This window comes from Aporhodopirellula rubra, from assembly GCF_014192335.1.
GTDB classification, from domain to species: Bacteria; Planctomycetota; Planctomycetia; order Pirellulales; family Pirellulaceae; genus Rhodopirellula; species Rhodopirellula rubra.
Map to the genome: position 1 here is coordinate 1 of NZ_JACHXU010000001.1, position 18,107 is coordinate 18,107.

Annotated in this window: 16 protein-coding genes and 1 tRNA gene; 4 read left to right on the top strand and 13 right to left on the bottom strand. The window is 52.2% G+C overall.

Annotation, left to right across the window (positions count from 1 at the left end; genetic code table 11):
• The coding region (locus FHS27_RS00005; RefSeq protein ID WP_184300058.1) for a transposase at positions 1 to 583 on the bottom strand (583 nt) is incomplete at its 3' end.
• Positions 584 to 1,077: 494 nt separating this feature from the next.
• Between FHS27_RS00005 and FHS27_RS00010 the strand changes: the two genes are divergently transcribed.
• Positions 1,078 to 2,079: a hypothetical protein gene (locus FHS27_RS00010; RefSeq protein ID WP_184300061.1), complete on the top strand. Its 1,002-nt coding sequence runs from the start codon at positions 1,078 to 1,080 to the stop codon at positions 2,077 to 2,079.
• Between the two features lie 420 nt (positions 2,080 to 2,499).
• Here FHS27_RS00010 and FHS27_RS00015 read toward each other — a convergent pair whose 3' ends face one another.
• The 6 genes from FHS27_RS00015 to FHS27_RS00040 all read right to left on the bottom strand — a co-directional run bounded on the left by FHS27_RS00015 (position 2,500) and on the right by FHS27_RS00040 (position 10,403).
• A complete protein-coding gene (locus tag FHS27_RS00015; protein WP_184300064.1) occupies positions 2,500 to 3,921 on the bottom strand; it encodes a hypothetical protein in 1,422 nt (473 codons plus the stop codon).
• Between the two features lie 384 nt (positions 3,922 to 4,305).
• Positions 4,306 to 4,581, bottom strand: coding sequence for a hypothetical protein (locus FHS27_RS00020; RefSeq protein ID WP_184300068.1), 276 nt, complete (start codon positions 4,579 to 4,581; stop codon positions 4,306 to 4,308).
• Positions 4,582 to 4,596: 15 nt separating this feature from the next.
• On the bottom strand, positions 4,597 to 4,839 hold the full coding sequence (locus FHS27_RS00025) for a hypothetical protein (RefSeq protein WP_184300071.1): 243 nt from the start codon (positions 4,837 to 4,839) through the stop codon (positions 4,597 to 4,599).
• 139 nt (positions 4,840 to 4,978) lie between these two features.
• Complete coding sequence (gene hsdR / locus FHS27_RS00030) at positions 4,979 to 7,345, bottom strand: EcoAI/FtnUII family type I restriction enzme subunit R (RefSeq protein ID WP_184300076.1); 2,367 nt, start codon at positions 7,343 to 7,345, stop codon at positions 4,979 to 4,981.
• Positions 7,342 to 8,664 carry a restriction endonuclease subunit S gene (locus FHS27_RS00035; RefSeq protein ID WP_184300079.1) on the bottom strand — a complete coding sequence of 441 codons (1,323 nt, stop codon included), beginning with the start codon at positions 8,662 to 8,664 and terminating at the stop codon, positions 7,342 to 7,344. Before FHS27_RS00035 ends, hsdR begins: the two co-directional genes overlap by 4 nt.
• On the bottom strand, positions 8,661 to 10,403 hold the full coding sequence (locus FHS27_RS00040; RefSeq protein WP_221224783.1) for an N-6 DNA methylase: 1,743 nt from the start codon (positions 10,401 to 10,403) through the stop codon (positions 8,661 to 8,663). Before FHS27_RS00040 ends, FHS27_RS00035 begins: the two co-directional genes overlap by 4 nt.
• On the opposite strand from FHS27_RS00040, the gene FHS27_RS00045 reads away from it, so the two are divergent.
• Positions 10,377 to 11,678, top strand: coding sequence for a tyrosine-type recombinase/integrase (locus tag FHS27_RS00045; RefSeq protein ID WP_184300082.1), 1,302 nt, complete (start codon positions 10,377 to 10,379; stop codon positions 11,676 to 11,678). The two genes, FHS27_RS00040 and FHS27_RS00045, sit on opposite strands and share 27 nt — an antisense overlap.
• Before the next feature lie 100 nt (positions 11,679 to 11,778).
• Here FHS27_RS00045 and FHS27_RS00050 read toward each other — a convergent pair.
• From FHS27_RS00050 to FHS27_RS00075, 6 genes are all read right to left on the bottom strand, one after another.
• A tRNA-Leu gene (locus FHS27_RS00050) sits at positions 11,779 to 11,862 on the bottom strand.
• Positions 11,863 to 12,007: 145 nt separating this feature from the next.
• Positions 12,008 to 12,550 carry a 50S ribosomal protein L9 gene (rplI, locus tag FHS27_RS00055; RefSeq protein ID WP_009095466.1) on the bottom strand — a complete coding sequence of 181 codons (543 nt, stop codon included), beginning with the start codon at positions 12,548 to 12,550 and terminating at the stop codon, positions 12,008 to 12,010.
• A 141-nt stretch (positions 12,551 to 12,691) separates the two neighbouring features.
• The gene (gene ssb / locus FHS27_RS00060; protein WP_044252168.1) at positions 12,692 to 13,183 is read right to left on the bottom strand and encodes a single-stranded DNA-binding protein; all 492 of its coding nucleotides are present in this window, start codon (positions 13,181 to 13,183) and stop codon (positions 12,692 to 12,694) included.
• Between the two features lie 54 nt (positions 13,184 to 13,237).
• The gene (gene rpsF, locus FHS27_RS00065) at positions 13,238 to 13,651 is read right to left on the bottom strand and encodes a 30S ribosomal protein S6 (RefSeq protein WP_184300084.1); all 414 of its coding nucleotides are present in this window, start codon (positions 13,649 to 13,651) and stop codon (positions 13,238 to 13,240) included.
• Positions 13,652 to 13,772: 121 nt separating this feature from the next.
• The gene (gene pth / locus FHS27_RS00070) at positions 13,773 to 14,342 is read right to left on the bottom strand and encodes an aminoacyl-tRNA hydrolase (RefSeq protein WP_009095459.1); all 570 of its coding nucleotides are present in this window, start codon (positions 14,340 to 14,342) and stop codon (positions 13,773 to 13,775) included.
• Positions 14,339 to 14,968 carry a 50S ribosomal protein L25 gene (locus tag FHS27_RS00075; RefSeq protein ID WP_184300087.1) on the bottom strand — a complete coding sequence of 210 codons (630 nt, stop codon included), beginning with the start codon at positions 14,966 to 14,968 and terminating at the stop codon, positions 14,339 to 14,341. The genes pth and FHS27_RS00075 overlap by 4 nt, the downstream gene beginning before the upstream one ends.
• 278 nt (positions 14,969 to 15,246) lie before the next feature.
• Here FHS27_RS00075 and FHS27_RS00080 point away from each other — a divergent pair, with 278 nt between their 5' ends.
• A complete protein-coding gene (locus tag FHS27_RS00080) occupies positions 15,247 to 17,466 on the top strand; it encodes an NADP-dependent isocitrate dehydrogenase (protein ID WP_184300090.1) in 2,220 nt (739 codons plus the stop codon).
• 71 nt (positions 17,467 to 17,537) lie between these two features.
• Positions 17,538 to 18,095, top strand: coding sequence for a DNA-3-methyladenine glycosylase family protein (locus tag FHS27_RS00085; protein WP_246418935.1), 558 nt, complete (start codon positions 17,538 to 17,540; stop codon positions 18,093 to 18,095).
• Positions 18,096 to 18,107: the final 12 nt, after the last annotated feature.

Sequence of the window (18,107 nt, forward strand, 5' to 3'; positions counted from 1 at the left end):
AGCTCTGAGCCCCCAAGTCCTTGCCTCGCAATTCGTCGACAAACTTGTGCCCCACCTCTTTCCACAATCGCGATACATTCGACCGGCTGACTCCCGGGGAATTCGGTTTAATGTCCTCGATCGCTCGACTGCTGACGCCAGACACGATCGCCTGGATGATCTGCGTCTGCAACTGACTGGGATCCTTCGCCGCTCGATAAGTGGCCAATTCGACTTCGTGACTGTCCCCGTCGTCGCCTCGGCGACGCACACGAGGCCGAACAACTTCTTCCCGTTCACCCTCGTAAAGAACGCGTCCGGGACTGGTTCCAGCTCGATAGTGATCGCCTTCATGCGGCGCGTGCTTGGGACCACAAAGCTGCGTGACTTCAGCAGCCATCACTTCACTGATCATCTCGCGGACGTGGCCACGGATGAAGTCACGAAAGACTTCCCCGGTTTCTGACGCTGAAACTTGCCCAAGAGATTGCAAAAGACTAACTTCATTCATGATGGTCTCCCCGTCGGTTGCCGCCGACGAAAATTGGAAAGTTGCGGAGGGCAGATTCTGCCCTCCGGGAGACCATCTTTCAACTTTCAACAATTATTGGGACGCTTCCCGTTCCAGAGACCGGCAACCGACTAGGTCTAGAGCTTCTGTTGCTATTCGCGGCCTAGTGTTCCAATCAGGACTAATCTTGAATCCTGGATTCGTTGGCAGCAAGGCTTTGTAAAAGAAAAAGAGGGTGGGGCGGTTCTGTTTCCCAAATTGTCCTTCTGCCACTATGGGCTTGGCTTGGGTGAGACATCCAGTAAGGGCCCTATCCAACGAGAACGCTTCACTTGCCTTAATCTAGCGATCCCTTGCGTTGAGTCCGAATACACTCTCCTTTTCTTGTTAGGCTGCCGTTGGATGTCACGGCGATTTGTGTGCACCATGACCGGATGCAAATTGTCGTCAACGACGGTTACAATGTCGCAGAGCGGAGGAGGCGTTTGCCGTTCACCAAATGGACGCTAGAACTCGCAGATCCTCGAGAGTCAAGATCTGTCGACAAAGCGGACCAATCGATCCATCAGATTTACGCTAAGGTCACTATGTCGCAATCCCCTTTTCTCCCCATTCAGCTTGCATCTGAGATTGCAAAAATACACGAACAGTCCAGACGTGACATATCGAACATGTTTGGCTCGGTGCTTGGATCTTTAAATAGCTCCGCCTTTGGAATAGATAACGCGATAAGAGAGCTGCAACTCACTACATCAATTCGAGGGGACTACATCCAGACCGTTGGTCGGGCAATGTCACAAGCTCAAGAAGAGATGAAACTGTTCCAACGCAATATGTTCGCTGAGCTTGGCAGTTCCATTTCGATTTACCAAGACATTTTGCGGCAACAGAAGATCCCAATAAACCTTGGGATCGCCAGGGCTGTTGAACAGTCCATGACAGATTACAGAGCGATGATTGGGCAAATTGGAAGCGAAGCTTTCAGCTCAGTCTTCGCAAGCATGGATATCTCGATTGCCATAGATGAGTTGATAAATGATTTGGAAGAGCTGGAAGTAGAGCCGATGGACGCGGAGGCTCTCGAAACCAGTCAAACCGAACTTATCCGGCAAACTGCCTTGGAGATTGGCTGTTCTAGGACAGCAGACCAGTTGTTCGAGGTTCTGAACTCGATAAACGAAAAGCTCTCCGACCTTACCCAGCCTGCAAGAAAGACAGTTTTGCTGATCCTGTTTGGTATTGTCAGTACCTACTTTTGCTCTGTGATTGACACATGGTGGGCAAGCTATATTCGAGACTACCGTTTGCACCGGATAGAATATCGGCAAGGGGTAGAAGCTCTGGAGACGCTCACTGAGACAGCCCCTTCGTTCTCTATCAGCAATGTAAGTGGTGTCACTCGAACTCCATGTGTCGCTGTAAAGAATGTTAACGGAATTCTACATCAAGCAAAGGTTTCGGCAGGCACGCTTGTGAAGGTTACTAAACGCAATGGTAAGTCAATTGAAATTCACTGGTACGACTCGGGCAAGCAACTAAGTGGATGGATCAATATCACACATGTCAGGTACCCAAAACGCTTTCGCTAACAGACTGATACTCGGTCTGGAAAATAGCAAACAGGGTCGTTGCTATGAAATTTTCTTTGGTTGAATTTGGGCGAAGATTGGGTGAGACATTGTCTTTCACCATGCTTTTTTCTCAATTGGTCAGTAGCGGGTGACCAGCCAGCAGCTATCGTCAATAGACGGTCTAGCGATTTAGTTGAATTAAATGAACTAAGGGGGCGTGCCTTTTATCTTCAAAAATGAAGTACCCCGCCTCGTCCTGTTTTGGTCGGGTAGGTTGAGAAGCAATGGAGCTTTTGAAACTTGGGATTCATTCCAAATTCAGTACTCAGGGCAGCTTCAATATCTCACCGGAAAAGTATCCTCCCCACATTAAAGAGGGAGAGTAGATCAGGAGTAGAAAGAAATATCAGAGTAAGAAAGAGAGTAAAAAAATGGTCCTCACTCTCTCGATAGCTTTGCCTTCAAACCCGACTTGCGAATACGTTCCCTGAACACTTCTTCGGCCCTGTCTGCGTCAGACTCTTTGACGTAAACGGCGTCATGCACTGGGTGCCCAAGAATGCCAGCTTGCCTTAGGTCAGTGTTGTAGTACTGGTCAATGAAGAGCCTACTTTCGGCAGCTTGCAATTCTCTGGCGACCTGACGGAAAGGCTTCTCTTCTTTGAGATCATAGACGTACTGGGCCGTCCTCTTGTAGTTCTCGAACATAAACTCCTGAATCAAGAACTGATCTTTTTTTTCATGCTTCTCCTTGGTTCTGTTGGGGCCGAATAAATATTCCATTACGGCAAACTTTGCCCGCTCTCGTGTCGGCGTCCTAAGGGCTGGCCACTTTTCCTCAATCCATTTCAATTCTTCTTCGCCCACCATATCCATCTCAGGGTCCGGCAAAAGCGGATGGGCGGAACGTGGCTCCAGGTACTCGCTTACCTTCGAATAGAACTCGTTGCCCAAGCAGTCTCCCAAGAGGTCGGGATCTGCCGTCTTGTTGGCTAGCAGTGTTATCTGGCATGAACAAATATCCAAAGCCGTTAGTCTTTCGCCATCAAGTCTCAGAGACTTCCGTAGCTCTCGCTTCAAGAACGTAAAGGGAGAGAACAGCCTGTGTCCGTGACTCTTCGAAACCCTGAAGACGGCTCCCCCACCAGCCCTAATCTGTAGTGCGGGTTGAATGATACTGGCGTTGACTCGCCCCGCCTTGGCCATCATCCATCTGTTGTATTCCCCGATATCTCGAAGTTCGTTCCACTTGTTTTCCTCATCTCTTGTATTGGGAATAAAAAACAATCCTGTTTCCTTTATCCAGTCTCTTCGATCAATGTGACTCAGGTAAATGTTTCGGATGATCTGCTTTGCTTCATCCTCGATAACTTCGGTTCGATCAAGTGCGTGACGTGAGTACTTACAAGCCGGGTCGTCGTCTGTAAAGCTCCCCAAGATTCGGTCTGTTGTTTTGAAACTTAGGTCAACGAGAACAGGGTCGTCAGTTGGGATGATCTTCATTCTGTGCGGCGTCCCTTCTTTCCAGTCAGCCCAACCCTCTGCATCGAAAAGAATTTTGAGATCGGACAATCCACCATTGCTGTCTACGATCTTCTTAAGTTCGTATTGGCGTACCTTGGCCCAGTTGTCGTCCTTCGGATCTCCTCTGCCGTTGATGAAGCTCCACATCAAGTAGATGTTGTCGTAGGTGTTGCCCACCTTTGAGAGTTTACGTTTGTCGCCATGTGCCTTCAGCTCCTCGTAGTGCTGCTTACACCACTCGACGAGTGCAGGATCTACCAATAGCGACTTACCATCCAGCATGGCCCCGATTTCGGTGTCTAGATTTTCCTCCGTCAGTCCTCTTCCATTCTTCACTAGCTAACCTCATCAATGCGAATGCAGTCCAAATACTACGCACATTGTGTCCGATGGCATGAGCTACGTGCAGAGGCTGCGAAGATAAGAAAAAGAGGGCCGCTAGACTGGTTTTTCTCTATTTATTTGCCTGTTTTCGCTGAATCGAAAAGAAAAAGGCGGCTTGGTTGAACCGCGTTGTTTTTGTGCCACTCCACATTGGCGGGCATGAACAGAATAGGCGGCCTGAAACGTTGGGGTTATCGCCCTATTTACGAGCACAAAGCAAATATCCCCTGAGCGACCACACCCAAGGGAGTTAGCTTTTGCATTTACGGGCCCTGTTTAGACAGCACCCAATCCTTTTTCTTTTACCTGCTCATTGAGCGTTCACTTTCGGTTGGCCTACACCCTGGCGGTCTCAGCAAGTGCGAGAAGGTTTCTGGCTTGGTCGTAGTCGCCCACCAGATTTAGAAACCTCTTTGCTTGGTCAACCAGATTGACGGAGTAGGACGCCATCCCCAAACGCTTCTTATGGCTACCGATCACGTTGATAATGGCCGAACTCGAAACGATTAGCCCATGCTTTCGTTTGACCTCCTGTTTGATTTGCAGGTTCGACCAATGAAGGTTCTTTCTTGAGACCTCTCGTATGGCGTCGGCTTTGTTTTTGAAACTCATTTGTTGCCTCCGTGGCTAAATAGCGGGGTGAAGAACGTTGTCCCAGCAAGAATCATTAACGATCTCGACCAGTTTGATGTTCTCTGGCCCTAGCGGCTCGTCGCCTCTTTGCGGGCAATAGTGAAAACAACTTCCGTCGCCGTCAACTTCGCCTAACAGGGCGGCTATCTCAAAGAACTCGTCTTGGTCTTCAAAGTCATGGTCTTCTGGCATGTTGTTCCATGCCTGCATTAGTCTTCTATGTGTTTGGTGTCGCATTTGGTTTCTCCCATAAATGCTGAGTGTATTAATGAGCAAAGGTGCTCTACTTATCTATACACATCTTTTGGGCGAACTCTCGTTTAACGCCAAATCAGCCCATCCAGAGTGACGGGTGAGGCACTGCAATCGAGCTGGATTAACCAGCAAGGACCGCGTAGAGAGACCTCTGGAAGCCTACGAAGGTGCTGGTGATGTCATCGGCACTACCTAGCACGGCAAGTGCGTCTTCAATCGCGTCGTATTTCAGCTTTAACAGCTCGGGCAAAATCTCGCGATCCAAAACTTCGGTTCCCGATTCGATATACCGTGAAAGCACAAACTCGACAAACTCTTTCTGTTCGTCTGAAAGCCCTGCGTAGATCATTGGCTCGGCTGCCGCTACTCTTTGTGCCCTTGTGATCGGTGAGACTTCAAACGAAACGTATTCCAACACGTCGAACAGGTCACTGTCTGGATTCGCTACCAACTCGCGGAGGGTATGTAGGGCGTCAATGCCGAATCCTGCTTCATCCAATCGGTCCAGCAAAACCTTTCGGGTCGATGGATCAGACCAGATATCTCTTAGTTCTTGTTCTGTGCGGTAGAACTCGGGCAGCTTACCGAAGAGTTGCTGTATGAATATCTCTGCGGTCACTGGTTGCCCATCTGGTCCCCAGAATGAAGTCTCTGTCATGTGGTTGATTTGAAGACTTTTTCCTTTACCCAGCTCTATCTTCACTTTCTTAATGCAGACGCATGGGCGTTGCCCGCATTCCTCACAGGGTTCCTTCTCGCAAACGCAGTATGCTTGACCGCACTTTGGGCATTCCGGTGGCGGATCTTTGATACAGATACAAGGATACTGCCCGCAGTTATCGCACTGTTCTGGTTCAACAGGGTCACCGTCCCACTCGGGGTCAGCGAAGTGATCGAAAATGTTCACGAAGTCGTAGATCGTAAAGTAATCCTTGCCCTCAAACATTCGTGTCCCACGCCCCACGATCTGTTTGAACTCGATCATGTCGTTAACGGGCCGCATCAAAACAATGTTGCGGACATTTCGTGCATCAACGCCAGTGGATAGCTTCTGTGATGTGGTCAGGATGGTGGGAATGGTCTTTTCATTATCCTGAAAATCTCGAAGATGCTGCTCTCCAATCCCCCCATCGTCTGCTGTAACTCGGCAACAATAGTTTGGATCGTCGCTGTCTTTCATTTGGTTAATTAGGTCACGCACAATCCCGGCATGAAGCTGGGTTTTGCAAAAGACAATTGCCTTTTGTTTCTGGTCTGCTTGCTCCAGATATATCTTCACCCGGTAGGCTTCACGCTCAACGATCTCAATTACCCTATTGAAATCTTCTTCTTTATATTGCTTTTTGTTCTCCACTTGGCCCTGAATGACCTTGTCATCAGGTGAGTAAACGTACTCGTCAAGCGTGGTCTTGATACGCTTAACTCGGAACGGGGTTAGAAACCCATCGTTGATCCCATCTTTCAGTGAGTAGGTGTAAACGGGTTTGCCGAAATAATCGTAGGTGTCGACGTTGTCTTTTCGTTTGGGTGTTGCAGTTAGCCCAATTTGCACCGCAGGGGAGAAGTATTCCAAAATATCCCGCCAGCTAGATTCGTCAGATGCTCCACCCCGATGGCACTCGTCAATGATGACTAGATCGAAGTAGTCTCTCGGGTAGTCTCCGAAGTAGGGAGTGTCATTTGGCCCACTCATGAAGCTCTGGAAGATCGTGAAGAAGATGCTGCCATTGGTTGGCACTCGTCCCCGCTTGCTTATCTCATCGGGGCGAATCCGCACCAGTGCATCCTCTGGGAAAGCAGAGAAAGCATTGAAGGCTTGGTCGGCAAGAATGTTTCGGTCAGCCAAGAAGAGGATACGTGGGCGTCTCGACCCATCTCGCTTGAGGTTCCATCGAGTCTGAAACAGCTTCCACGCAATCTCAAATGCACATGCGGTTTTCCCACAACCTGTAGCCATCGTCAGGAGTACACGCTGCTCACCGTCAGCGATTGCACCCGTCACGCGGTTGATTGCAATGTCCTGGTAGTACCTTGGTTGCCAAAGCCCACCACTCAGATTCATCGGCTCGCGATTGAACTTGTCTCGCCACTCATTTGACTCCGCAAACGTCTTATCCCAAAGTTCTTGCGGCGTGGGATACCGATCTATCGTGCCCTCTGCCCCAGTCTTCATGCAGATTCGGTAGATTGTCTTTCCGTTGGTTGCAAAGGTCGTGTCAATGTCCAACTTTCCTGCGTACTCCTTTGCCTGCCCAACGCCGTCGGCAGCTTCCTTTTCGTCACTCTTGGCTTCAATGACGCCCAACTTGATCCCACGATAAACAAGAACATAGTCTGCTATCATCCGCTTAGATCGCCGTCCACCAATTTGAATTCGCCCATCGGTGATTTTGAACTCACGACGCACCAATGAATCTTCAACGCTACCCCAACCGGCAACGGCTAACGCTGGGTCGATCAATTCGGCTCTGGTTTCTGATTCGTTCATCCCACCAACTCTAATTCAGCGGATTTGGCGGTGAGTTGCCCGGTGAAGGCTTTTTGCAGAATGGATTGCTTGAGTTCGTCGAGGGCGGTGAGCTTTTGCGTGTAGAGCGTTTCCATTTTCTCTGTCTTCTCACGTAGAGAATCAAACCTATCGCAGAAGGTTTCAACGAGTGCGGAGTCTGGCGGAACTGGAATCTTAAAACGCCCAAGTGCTTTGCCAGTGAAATGTTGTATGCCAGCACCCGTGAAATACTGTCGTAGCGTACCACGAACATCGGAGTGGAAGATGAAGTAAACGAACCACCTGTTGTGTGCCGCATCGTTGAATCGGATTCGATGGATGGCTTTCTGAAAGAATATGGGGTCCGTCGAATTCCAAATCGCAGCACGTCCCGGATAACCACCTTCGCACACCAACACATCACCACTTTCAGCAGTGTATTTATGTTTTTCTTGGGACTCGAACTTCATTTCGAGCAAATCGTCAAGGTCGAAGTCGAACCATCTAACATTCTTATTTCGCAAATAGGGACTTGGAGTCCCTCTGTTCTTTCGTTTGTCAAGCATTTTTCCGAGTGAGTGAATAGCGATCTCACCGACTGTCTTTTCTTCCCATCCGTCGCCTTTCTGTGCAAACACCCGATCCAGGTAGCTGGCGAACAATTCCTTGGCGTTAGCCAAGTTTCTCTCTGCATTCTCCTTCGCCCTTTCAATCGCCCCAAACGCTTCGTCGAGAATCGAAACGATTCGCTTTTGCTCTGCAACAGACGGATGACAAATGTGGAACGCTTTCGCCTCTGGGAAATAGATGGTTTGATGCACGGCACCACTTGAAAACTTGCTGTACGCTTTCTTCTCGGCGACTAAGAGATATTTGAGAAATTGCGGGTAAAGGTCGTCTGAACAAACCCAATTGACGAAATCCTGGCTGGTCGCCATCTCTTCGCCCATGACAACGACGTAGCCGACGGAAGCTGTACGCGAAAGGCACACCGTTTTTGCAGGAAGCAATCTTGCAGACGAATTTTTAAGGCCAAGCGGGTTGGTGTACTCGCGAGTTTGATGGATTGTCTCTCCGTGATATTCCCTAGCGTCCTTGATACCGAGCCACGGCACGGTTCCTCCCCAATACTCAGGGAACCTTCGACTCGGCGTATGCCCAGATTCCAACCTGGAGACGTCGGTAAGCTTGGTCCACTTCCAACCGGTGGGTGCTTCGGCTTCGGGCAGTCCAACCGCTAAGGCATACTCGCCCATGATGACTCGGTCTGTCGCTGATCTTCCGCCAGTTTTGGTGTTCGCGGTCCTTGCATTTTTCATATCAGTGCTCGGATCGTCTCAAGGATGCCAGCAGCCTCTTCGTCCAACGCTTGAATCTCATCTAGAATCGCCTCAGGTTCTCTCAACGGAACGTCTTCATCGCAATTTGGATTTTTGGCAGACAAATCAAACGATGTTTGATCCAAGTCTTTGACCTTCACCGTCCATGAATTCGCACTGTCTTTTTTCTTTTTCTGTAGCTCAACAAACTCGGCGAGGTCATTCTCGTTGAGTGGATTCGTCTTGCCCAAGTTGCGATCTAGGTTGAGTTGATAAAACCAAGTCTTCTTCGTCGGCTTCCCTTTCTCAAAGAACAGCACCACTGTCTTCACTCCTGCCCCTGTGAAGGTGCCACCGGGTAGATCAAGAACCGTGTGAAGGTCACAGCTTTCAAGCAATAGCTTTCGCAAGCTCACGCTGGCGTTGTCGCTGTTGCTTAGGAACGTGTTCTTGATGACGATGCCCGCTCTGCCACCTGCCTTCAACCGTTTGATAAAGTGCTGAAGAAAGAGAAAAGCAGTCTCGCCAGTTTTGATCGGGAAGTTCTGTTGAACCTCTTTTCTTTCCTTGCCTCCAAAGGGCGGGTTGGCAAGGCAAACATCGAAGCGGTCTTTCTCTTGCAGGTCATTGATGCTTTCGGTCAGCGTGTTGGCGTGAACGATGTTGGGGGCCGAAATCCCATGAAGGATCATATTCATCGTGCCGATGATGAACGCCATCGACTTCTTCTCTTTGCCGTAGAGCGTTTGCTTCTGCAAAGCTCGCATCTGCTTGACCGTTAGCTTCTTGCCCCTGTTGTTCTTCGGGTCTTTGATGTGGTCAAAGGCTTCGACCAAGAAACCAGCGGAGCCTACGGCAGCGTCATAAACTGTCTCGCCAATTTGCGGATTGACGACTTCAACGATGGCACGAATCAAGGGCCTAGGTGTGTAGTACTCTCCACCATTCCGGCCCGCGTTGCCCATGTTCTTGATCTTGTCCTCATACAGATGGGACATTTCATGCTTTTGGGTGCTTGTCTGAAAACGAAGCTCATCGACAAGATTGACCACTTCACGGAGAGAGTAGCCACTTTGAACTTTGTTCTTTATCTCGCTAAAAATCTCACCGATTTTGTATTCGATAGTGTCAGTGGTCTCGGCTGACGTCTTGAACTTCGCCAGATACGGAAACAGCTTGCCATTCACGAAGTCGATCAGGTCGTCGCCAGTCAATGCGGCATGATGGTCAACTTCCCCATCTGCCTTACGTGGCATCGCCCAGATTCCCCAGCAGTACTTCTTGCTGAGGATTGGTTTGTAATCAGTTCCCGACAGACTCGCGGCGGATTCTCGTTCTCTCTCCAAGTCGTCCAGGTATTTCAGAAACAGCACCCACGAAGACTGCTCCACGTAGTCAAGCTCACTGCCGCACCCAGCGTCTTTGTGAAGTACGTCGTCGATATTTTTGAATGTCTGCTCAAACAACTGGATTGATCTCCCTGCAAAGTGTGGTCTGCCATTCTCCGTAGGCGATCCAGTGCCTATTTCAATTGCCCAGCAGTTTACCAACCCAGCGGCTGATGTGCTTCCCGCCGTCAATATCGCCCCTTGTCCTCTTTTTCTCTTATCCAGCCCTTTGTTTCCTCGCGAAACCGGCCTGCGTAGTATTGGCAACCGCATGACTGGCGAATGCGGGTTGAGCGTTTCGCCCTGGTCCCGAAAGAGCAACGAATGGCAAGCCTGAGAAAGAATAAACACGGTCAGTGGGTGATTTCAATTCAATCACTTGGTTTCAATACCACGTTCTGCACCAAGACACCAAGCAAGGTCGATGCAAACCGCCTGAGACGAAATATCGAGGGAAGAGTTGACCGCGTGAAATTGGACGGAACACACCCTTTCTACGTATGGCCAAAAGCTGATCAGCTAGCTTGGATCAAAACGGGGAAAGAACCTAAGCGTGTTGAGGATGCTCCGATCACGGTAGCGATGGCAATCAAGAAATACGTTGAATTCAAGGAAAGCCAGAATCGGGCATTAAACACAACGAGAGGTTACGACTTTCATCTTCGACCTGCCAAGCGTCGGTTTGGTGAGATTCCGCTTCGGGATATTACCGCAACGCTGCTGCAAGATTGGGTGATTGAACTTGCGAAGAGTACGATAACGAAAGGAGCGAATCGCGGTAAAAAGCTAAGCGTGAAGTCCCAAAAAGTCAAAGTAGATGCACTCAAACGGGTAATGCGGCACTTCCAAAGCCTGGGCGAGCCTGGAATGAATGACCGAGTGTTCGATGCCATTACCTACGGCGTAGCAGCTCCCGATGAACTAAGCCACCTGACACCGTGGACCGATTTTGAAAGGCGACTAGGCGAACTTGAACGCCTGGGAATTGACCCTGCAACCGAAGGGGCCTTCAAGCGAATGATCCTCACCGAGAGCCAATTGAAAGAACAGCTTGGCTATCTCGAATCCAAGCTATTCCAGGATGGAACGTTAGCGAGCACCCGGCTCTACGCTACGATCTACTTTTGCTGCGTTACTGGTGCTCGAAGGTCGGAACTGACAAGGGTGCGGCGGCGTGATCTACTATTGGACAGTGACCTACCACTTGTGACGCTGTTGAAGCGTAAAGGACGAAAAGACAAGGACTTGCTAATGCAGAAGGCGGTTCTGCCCACAAAGCTAGTGCCTGTCCTCCAGCGTCTCTTGAAACTGTTACCTGATGCCCAGGAATCTCTTTTTACTTCGGATGACAAGCATTTGGCTGGAGGCGGGTTCTCAGAACGGGTAGAGCGTTCCAAGGCGAACTATCTCTCTAAGCACTTGATTGCTGCCTTGAAGGGATCGAAGTGGGAGAACACGGCGGGTTGGCACTTGTACCGACACACGTTTGCCTCTCGCCTTCTAGCCAACGGATACTCAAAAACGGATGTAATGGAGCTAATTGGCTGGTGTAGCGACTCAATGGCACAAAGGTATCAGCACCAAACTTTTGACCGCAAAGCAGCCATCGTTAACAGCCTCATCTAGCCTTTTGAAACAAAATCATGTTCTGATCATGTTTTCGTTAGTGAGTAAACAGAAAAACGACTCACATTGAATCACCGTAAGTCGTTTTGCTGTAATTAGATAGGGCCGACAGGAATCGAACCTGCACTCCAGTAAAGGAACTGGATCCTAAATCCAGCGCGTCTGCCAGTTCCGCCACGGCCCCGTGGCAAGCTGCCTGTGTGTGGCATGCAGCTTGAGTTTTTTTTGCGACGGTTGTTGCCGTCGTATTTGATTCTAGAAAAGCCATTCGGGGTTTGCGAACGGCTCTGCAGTTGTTCTGGTGCTTGGTTGACTAAGCACCGATTTGACTAGGCACCGGGTTCGCCGGTTTCCGATGCGACAGTTGGAACGACCCAAACCTTGAGGCTCGCTTCCACTTCGCTGTGCAGGTGCACTTTGACGGTGTAGAGGCCGAGTTCTTTGAGCGGGCCATCGAGTCGGATTTGGTCTTGGGCCAAGTGAATGTCGACGCTCTTGAGCGATTCGACGATTTCGTGAGGACCGACGCTGCCGTAGAGGTGGCCTTCGTCGTTCGCATTGGCTTCGATCGTGATCGATTGCTTCGCGAGTTCGTCGGCTTGGTCCTGGTAGCTCTTGAGCTTTTGGATTTCGATTTCGCGGAGTTTTTCGCGGTGCTTCTCGACCATCCGTTTGTGGTGGTCGGTCGCGATGGTAGCGAGCCCTTGTGGCAACAGGTAGTTCAGTGCGAAACCTGGTTTGACTTCGACCAAATCACCCTGTTTTCCGAGGTGTTCGACGTTGTGGATCAACAGCAATTGGATCCCGCCGTTGCTTCCTTTAGGAAGGCGTTTGAAGTGGCTGTTGGCTCGGCGAGTGGCAGCGTTGGACATAGCGGATTAACTATAAAACGGGGTGACTGCGAATGGGTTGTTTGGAGTTTGGGAGGTGCGGCGTTCGCGGGTAACGGAAATCGGCCGCGATCGGCTGCAGGTGGCTTTGGGGAGTTTGAGGTCCTGCAAAGCCGATGTTGACTAAAACGGGATTTCGGGTTCGTCGTATCCTGGTCCGCCGCCTGTAGGCTGAGCATCGCGGGAGGGTTGGGGTGGTGGCGGTGTGTTGCTGGAATTGACGTATCGCTGTTGAGCGGGTGCCGATTCACGGACAGAACCGCCACCGGAGTTGCCGCCGCCTTCGCTGCGTCCGCCGATCATTTGCATTCGCTCGCCGATCACTTTGACCTTCGAGCGTTTTTGGCCGTCTTTTTCCCACGTGTCTTGTTTGAGGCGTCCTTCGATGAAGATCGGAGAGCCTTTGGACAAATACTCGCTAGCGACTTCCGCAGTCCTTCCGAACAGGGTGATGTCAAAAAAGTTGACATCGTCGACCCACTGTCCTTCGTTATTTTTGCGTTTGTCGTTGACTGCCAGGCCGAATTCCGACACCGCCATCCCGCTCGGCAAATAGCGCAGTTCGATGTCTCGGGTCAGGTTGCCCATCAACATTACGCGGTTGTAGCTTGCCATGATTTGGGTTGTTCCTCTCGGTCGTCGGCGTGGGGGAGTCTACGTCGAGTCGACTTACGCGTCCGCTGCAGCGGGTTCATCCGAAGTTTCTGCGGTTTCGTCTTCTGCTTCACCGCCTGCGGGTCCGCTGAAGTGTTCTCCCCGTGCGTTGGCGAGGATCGGCTCGACCAATCGTGGGTCCAGTCGAATTGTCAGTTCACGAATGACTGGTTCGCACAGTTGCAAAGAGCGAGCGAGCTTAGGCAGGTTCGGCCCATCCATGCTGAAATAGATGAGGTAGTAGGTGCCTTTTTGGTGTTTGTCGATCGGATAGGCGAGCTTTTGCTCCATCCACATCCGGCTGACGAGCACTTCGCCGCCGGCTTCGGCAATGAGTTCCTCGAGTTGTTTGCTCACTCCACCCGGATCGCGGGCGTAGTGATTGCTGTCGAGGATGAACAGTGTTTCGTAGGTTTTGACGTTAGCCACGGGTCAGATCGCGGGGAAATCGGAAGATGTTTGAAAGTGAAAAAACGTAACGGTAGTCTTGGTGAGGGGGCCAGATTGAAATCGGGTTTGGTCGTCGATCGTTGGGACGGGTTTCGGTTGTTTAGGTTGCGTTGGAGTTGAAACGACTCATCGCTTCGGTAATTCCTTCGGTCGCCCAGCAGCCGATCGCGTCGCAGGATCGCATGATGGCCAAATCGATATCAGGCCGTTCCTCTTCGTTAAAGTTCCCAAGGACGTAATCGGTAACTTGCCATTTCGCCGGCGGGCGATCGATTCCGATTCGCAGCCTTGGGTACTGGTCGGTACCGAGGTGAGCGATCGTATCGGCGAGGCCTTTTTGGCCTCCTGCTGAACCGCCGCGTCGGATCCGAATTCGACCGCTGGTCAGATTCAGATCGTCGCAAATCAGGATTAAGTCTTCGAGGTTAAGTTTGTAAAAATCAAACGCTTTGCGGACGCTTTTTCCGCTCGCGTTCATGTAAGTGTGGGGACAAAGTACCAGTCCCTTTTCGGTACCGATACGGATTTCGCTAATTTCGCCATCAAATTTTTTACTCGGGGTCGATCCCGAGTATTCGCGGCACAACTGGGCCGCGACCATGAAACCGACGTTATGGCGTGTTTGTTCGTACTTCCGACCGGGATTACCCAGCCCGACGATCAGCTTCACGCCTCTTCGTCGTCTCCGCCACCGCCTTTGCTGATGACTTCCGGTTCGGCACCGATGCTGTCGGTTGCTTCTTCGTCGGCTTGTTCAGCACGAGGTGCTTCGACGTGAGCGACAACCGCATCGCCGTCGGTGACGAGTTCGACACCTTCGGGTAATTGCAGGTCGCTCGCCGTGGCGTGTTCGCCGAGGTGCAGTCCGTTGACGTCCAGTACAAGGCTCTCAGGGATGGCTCCGGCTGAGCAGCGGATGTCGACTTCACGCATGTTCTCGAGCAAAATGCCGCCTTCGCGGGTTCCGACGGCTTCGCCGTGAGTTTCGATCGGGACGGTGACGTCGACTTTTTCCTTCAGGTTCACGCGGATCAGGTCGAGGTGGAGCACTTCGATTCCGAGTGCGTCCCACTGCATTTCACTGACCAGTGCGTTTTCGTTGACGTCACCGGTGAGCTTGATCATTTTCGAGTGGTGACGCAGCAAACCCTTGACCTGGGTGGCAGGGATCGCCAGGTGTTCGTTGGATTCACCGTGGCCGTACAGCACAGCGGGAACTAGTCCATTTCGACGCAGGCGGATGGTCGCTGCGGTTCCGGTGGAGTCTCGTTTGGTGGCTTGAATGACATCCGTCATGGCGGGAACCGGTCCGGCAAAAATAGAAGGTGGAAGGGTGGATTTTTTTTGAAGCACGGCAGTATGGCGATTTTGCTCTTAACCGCAAGCCCAAACTGGGGTGACTCGGCATTGACAGATGAAGTCCGCCTCTGCAGGCTTTTGCAACCATTGGTAGCGGAACGACGCCTTGCCCCTCGCCTGGGTCTGGTGCCGGTTCAGTTCCGTGATTCACGCTCTGACGAGTGTGAAACCTCCCTTTCAAGACGCCCTCCACACATTTACTGTCGGGAATTTCCATGGCAACGATTGTATACACGATTACCGACGAAGCTCCCGCGCTGGCGACTCACTCGCTGCTGCCGATTTTACGTGCCTTTACCGCCGCATCGGGGCTGGAGTTTGAAGCAAAGGATATTTCGCTCGCCGCTCGCGTTCTGGCGAGTTTTCCTGAACGTTTGAAGGACGATCTCCGCGTCCCGGACGCGCTCGCCGAATTGGGCCGCCTCGTGAAAGAGCCCGGTGCCAATATCATCAAATTGCCCAACATCAGCGCGTCGATCCCCCAGCTCACTGCCGCGATTAAGGAATTGCAGGCCAAGGGATACAACGTTCCTGATTTCCCGGCCGACCCGCAAACCGATGAGGAAAAATCGGTTCGTGCGGCTTATGCCAAAGTGCTCGGTAGTGCCGTCAATCCGGTTCTCCGCGAAGGGAACTCGGACCGCCGCGTGGCAGCTCCGGTGAAAAAATACGCTCAGAAAAACCCGCACTCGATGGGTGAATGGATCGCCGAGTCGAAAACACGGGTCGCTCACATGAGCGAAGGCGACTTCTACGGCAGCGAGCAATCGGTCGTTTTGCCAGCAGCCGATACGCTGAGGATTGAACACGTCAGTGAAACAGGCGAAGTGACCGTCCTGCGGGATTCAATCCCGGTCGAGGAAAGTGAGGTGTTCGACGCCGCCGTGCTCAGTCGTGAGCATTTGCGGGCGTTCTATGCCGAAACCGCTGCGGCTGCCAAAGCGGACGACGTGCTGCTGTCGTTGCACCTGAAGGCGACGATGATGAAGGTGTCCGACCCAATCCTCTTCGGCCACGCGGTCAGCGTTCTGTATTCCGAAGCGTTCGAAAAATACGCCGGTATTTTCGCCCGCGTCGGTGTCGACCCCAACCAAGGTCTCGGCCAAGTCTTCAACAAGATTGAATCGCTCGAGCCCGATGAGCGCGCTTTGGTCGAGTCGACGATGGCGAAGATCGAACTCGAGTTGCCGCAATTGGCGATGGTGGATTCGGACCGTGGGATCACCAACCTTCACGTACCGAGCGACGTGATCATCGACGCTTCGATGCCCGCGGCCATTCGTGCCGGTGGCAAAATGTGGGGCAAGGACGGCAAAGCGCATGACATGATCGCAATGATCCCCGACCGTTGTTATGCGGGTGTCTACCAAGCCGTCATTGATGATTGCAAAGCCAACGGCAAGTACGACGTCTCAACGATGGGCAGTGTTGCGAACGTCGGTTTGATGGCCAAGAAAGCCGAGGAGTACGGTTCGCACGACAAGACGTTTGAAGTGACCGCGGCGGGTGAAGTCCGGGTGGTCAACGCCGCTGGTGAAGAGCTGTTGAAGCACACCGTCGCGACGGGTGACCTGTGGCGTGCCTGCCAAACCAAAGATGTCGCAGTCGTCGACTGGGTGCGATTGGCCGTGGCCCGTGCTCGTGCGACCGGTGCGGCGACCGTGTTTTGGCTCGATTCCCAGCGTGCTCATGATCGCAACCTGATCGCGAAAGTCGAAACCTATCTGAAGGACCACGACACCGAGGGCCTCGATCTGCAGATTTTGGCACCCGTCGAAGCGACTCTTCACGCGTGCGGTCGATGCCGGCAAGGGCTCGATTCGATTTCCGTCACCGGCAACGTGCTGCGGGATTATCTCACGGACTTGTTCCCAATTTTGGAATTGGGCACCAGTGCCAAGATGCTGTCGATCGTTCCGCTGCTCGCCGGCGGTGGCATGTTCGAAACTGGTGCGGGCGGATCGGCGCCTAAGCACGTTCTGCAGTTCCAAGCCGAAAATCACCTTCGCTGGGATTCGTTGGGCGAGTTCCTCGCGATCGCGGTTTCGTTGGAAGATTTGGCTGAAAAGTCCGGTGACGAGTCGCTCGCCGTGTTGGCCGCGACGCTCGATGAGGCGACCGGTCGTTTCCTCGACGAGGACAAATCGCCGTCTCGCAAAGTCAACGAACTGGATAACCGAGGCAGCCATTTCTATCTCGCGTTGTACTGGGCGGAAGCACTCGCGGCTCAGACCAAAGATGCGGCGTTGAAAGAACGCTTCACACCCGTTGCCAAAGAAATGGCGGCGAACGAAGCCAAGATTGTCGAGGAGCTGAACGGGGCTCAAGGAGTCGCAGTTGATATCGGCGGTTACTACTTCCCCGATCCGGCTGCGGCCTCCAAAGAGATGCGTCCGAGTGCGACCCTCAACGGGATCATCGACGCGCTCGCGTAGTCACCGCCTCATTGGGAAACAACCGCCCCACCCCATCCCCGCTGGACATCCTATGTCGGCGGGATCCGCAGTTGAAAGCCGTTCGCGAACGCGTCGGCGATCCGCTCGCGTGGACGCGTCCGCCGACCTTCGCGACGTTAGTTCGAATTATCCTCGAGCAGCAGGTCTCGTTGGCGTCGGCGAAGGTGACGTTTGACCGTTTGAAGGCTGCGTGCGGAGGTGTGATTAACGCCAAACGCATCGCCGGGCTCAGCGACGCGGACCTGCGTCGTTGCGGGTTGAGTCGGCAGAAGGCTCGCTATGTCACGTTGTTGGCCGACGACGTTCGCCGGCGAGAGTTTTCGGTCACGGGGCTCGCTACGATGGCGGATGATGGGGTCCGTCAATCGATCACCGCGAGAATGGGGCTGGGTAATTGGACGGCAGACATCTTTTTATTGATGGCACTGAGACGCGACGACATCCTGCCGGTTGGTGATCTTGCACTCGTCAAAGGGATCCAAGAACTCGACCCGTCGGTCGGATCCACTCTCGAAGCCATTTGCGAGCGAGCCGAAATTTGGCGACCGTATCGTTCCGCGGCAACCAAAATGATTTGGACGCTGTATTTGTTCAACCGAAACCGATAACCCTTAGCCGCG

Coding starts and splice junctions, on each gene's coding strand:
- FHS27_RS00010 (WP_184300061.1), top strand. CDS start 1,078: ATGTCGCAATCCCCTTTTCTCCCCATTCAGCTTGCATCTGAGATTGCA.
- FHS27_RS00035 (WP_184300079.1), bottom strand. CDS start 8,664: ATGAAAAATGCAAGGACCGCGAACACCAAAACTGGCGGAAGATCAGCG.
- ssb (WP_044252168.1), bottom strand. CDS start 13,183: ATGGCAAGCTACAACCGCGTAATGTTGATGGGCAACCTGACCCGAGAC.
- rplI (WP_009095466.1), bottom strand. CDS start 12,550: ATGTCCAACGCTGCCACTCGCCGAGCCAACAGCCACTTCAAACGCCTT.
- FHS27_RS00020 (WP_184300068.1), bottom strand. CDS start 4,581: ATGAGTTTCAAAAACAAAGCCGACGCCATACGAGAGGTCTCAAGAAAG.
- FHS27_RS00025 (WP_184300071.1), bottom strand. CDS start 4,839: ATGCGACACCAAACACATAGAAGACTAATGCAGGCATGGAACAACATG.
- hsdR (WP_184300076.1), bottom strand. CDS start 7,345: ATGAACGAATCAGAAACCAGAGCCGAATTGATCGACCCAGCGTTAGCC.
- FHS27_RS00075 (WP_184300087.1), bottom strand. CDS start 14,968: ATGACGGATGTCATTCAAGCCACCAAACGAGACTCCACCGGAACCGCA.
- FHS27_RS00045 (WP_184300082.1), top strand. CDS start 10,377: ATGGCAAGCCTGAGAAAGAATAAACACGGTCAGTGGGTGATTTCAATT.
- FHS27_RS00080 (WP_184300090.1), top strand. CDS start 15,247: ATGGCAACGATTGTATACACGATTACCGACGAAGCTCCCGCGCTGGCG.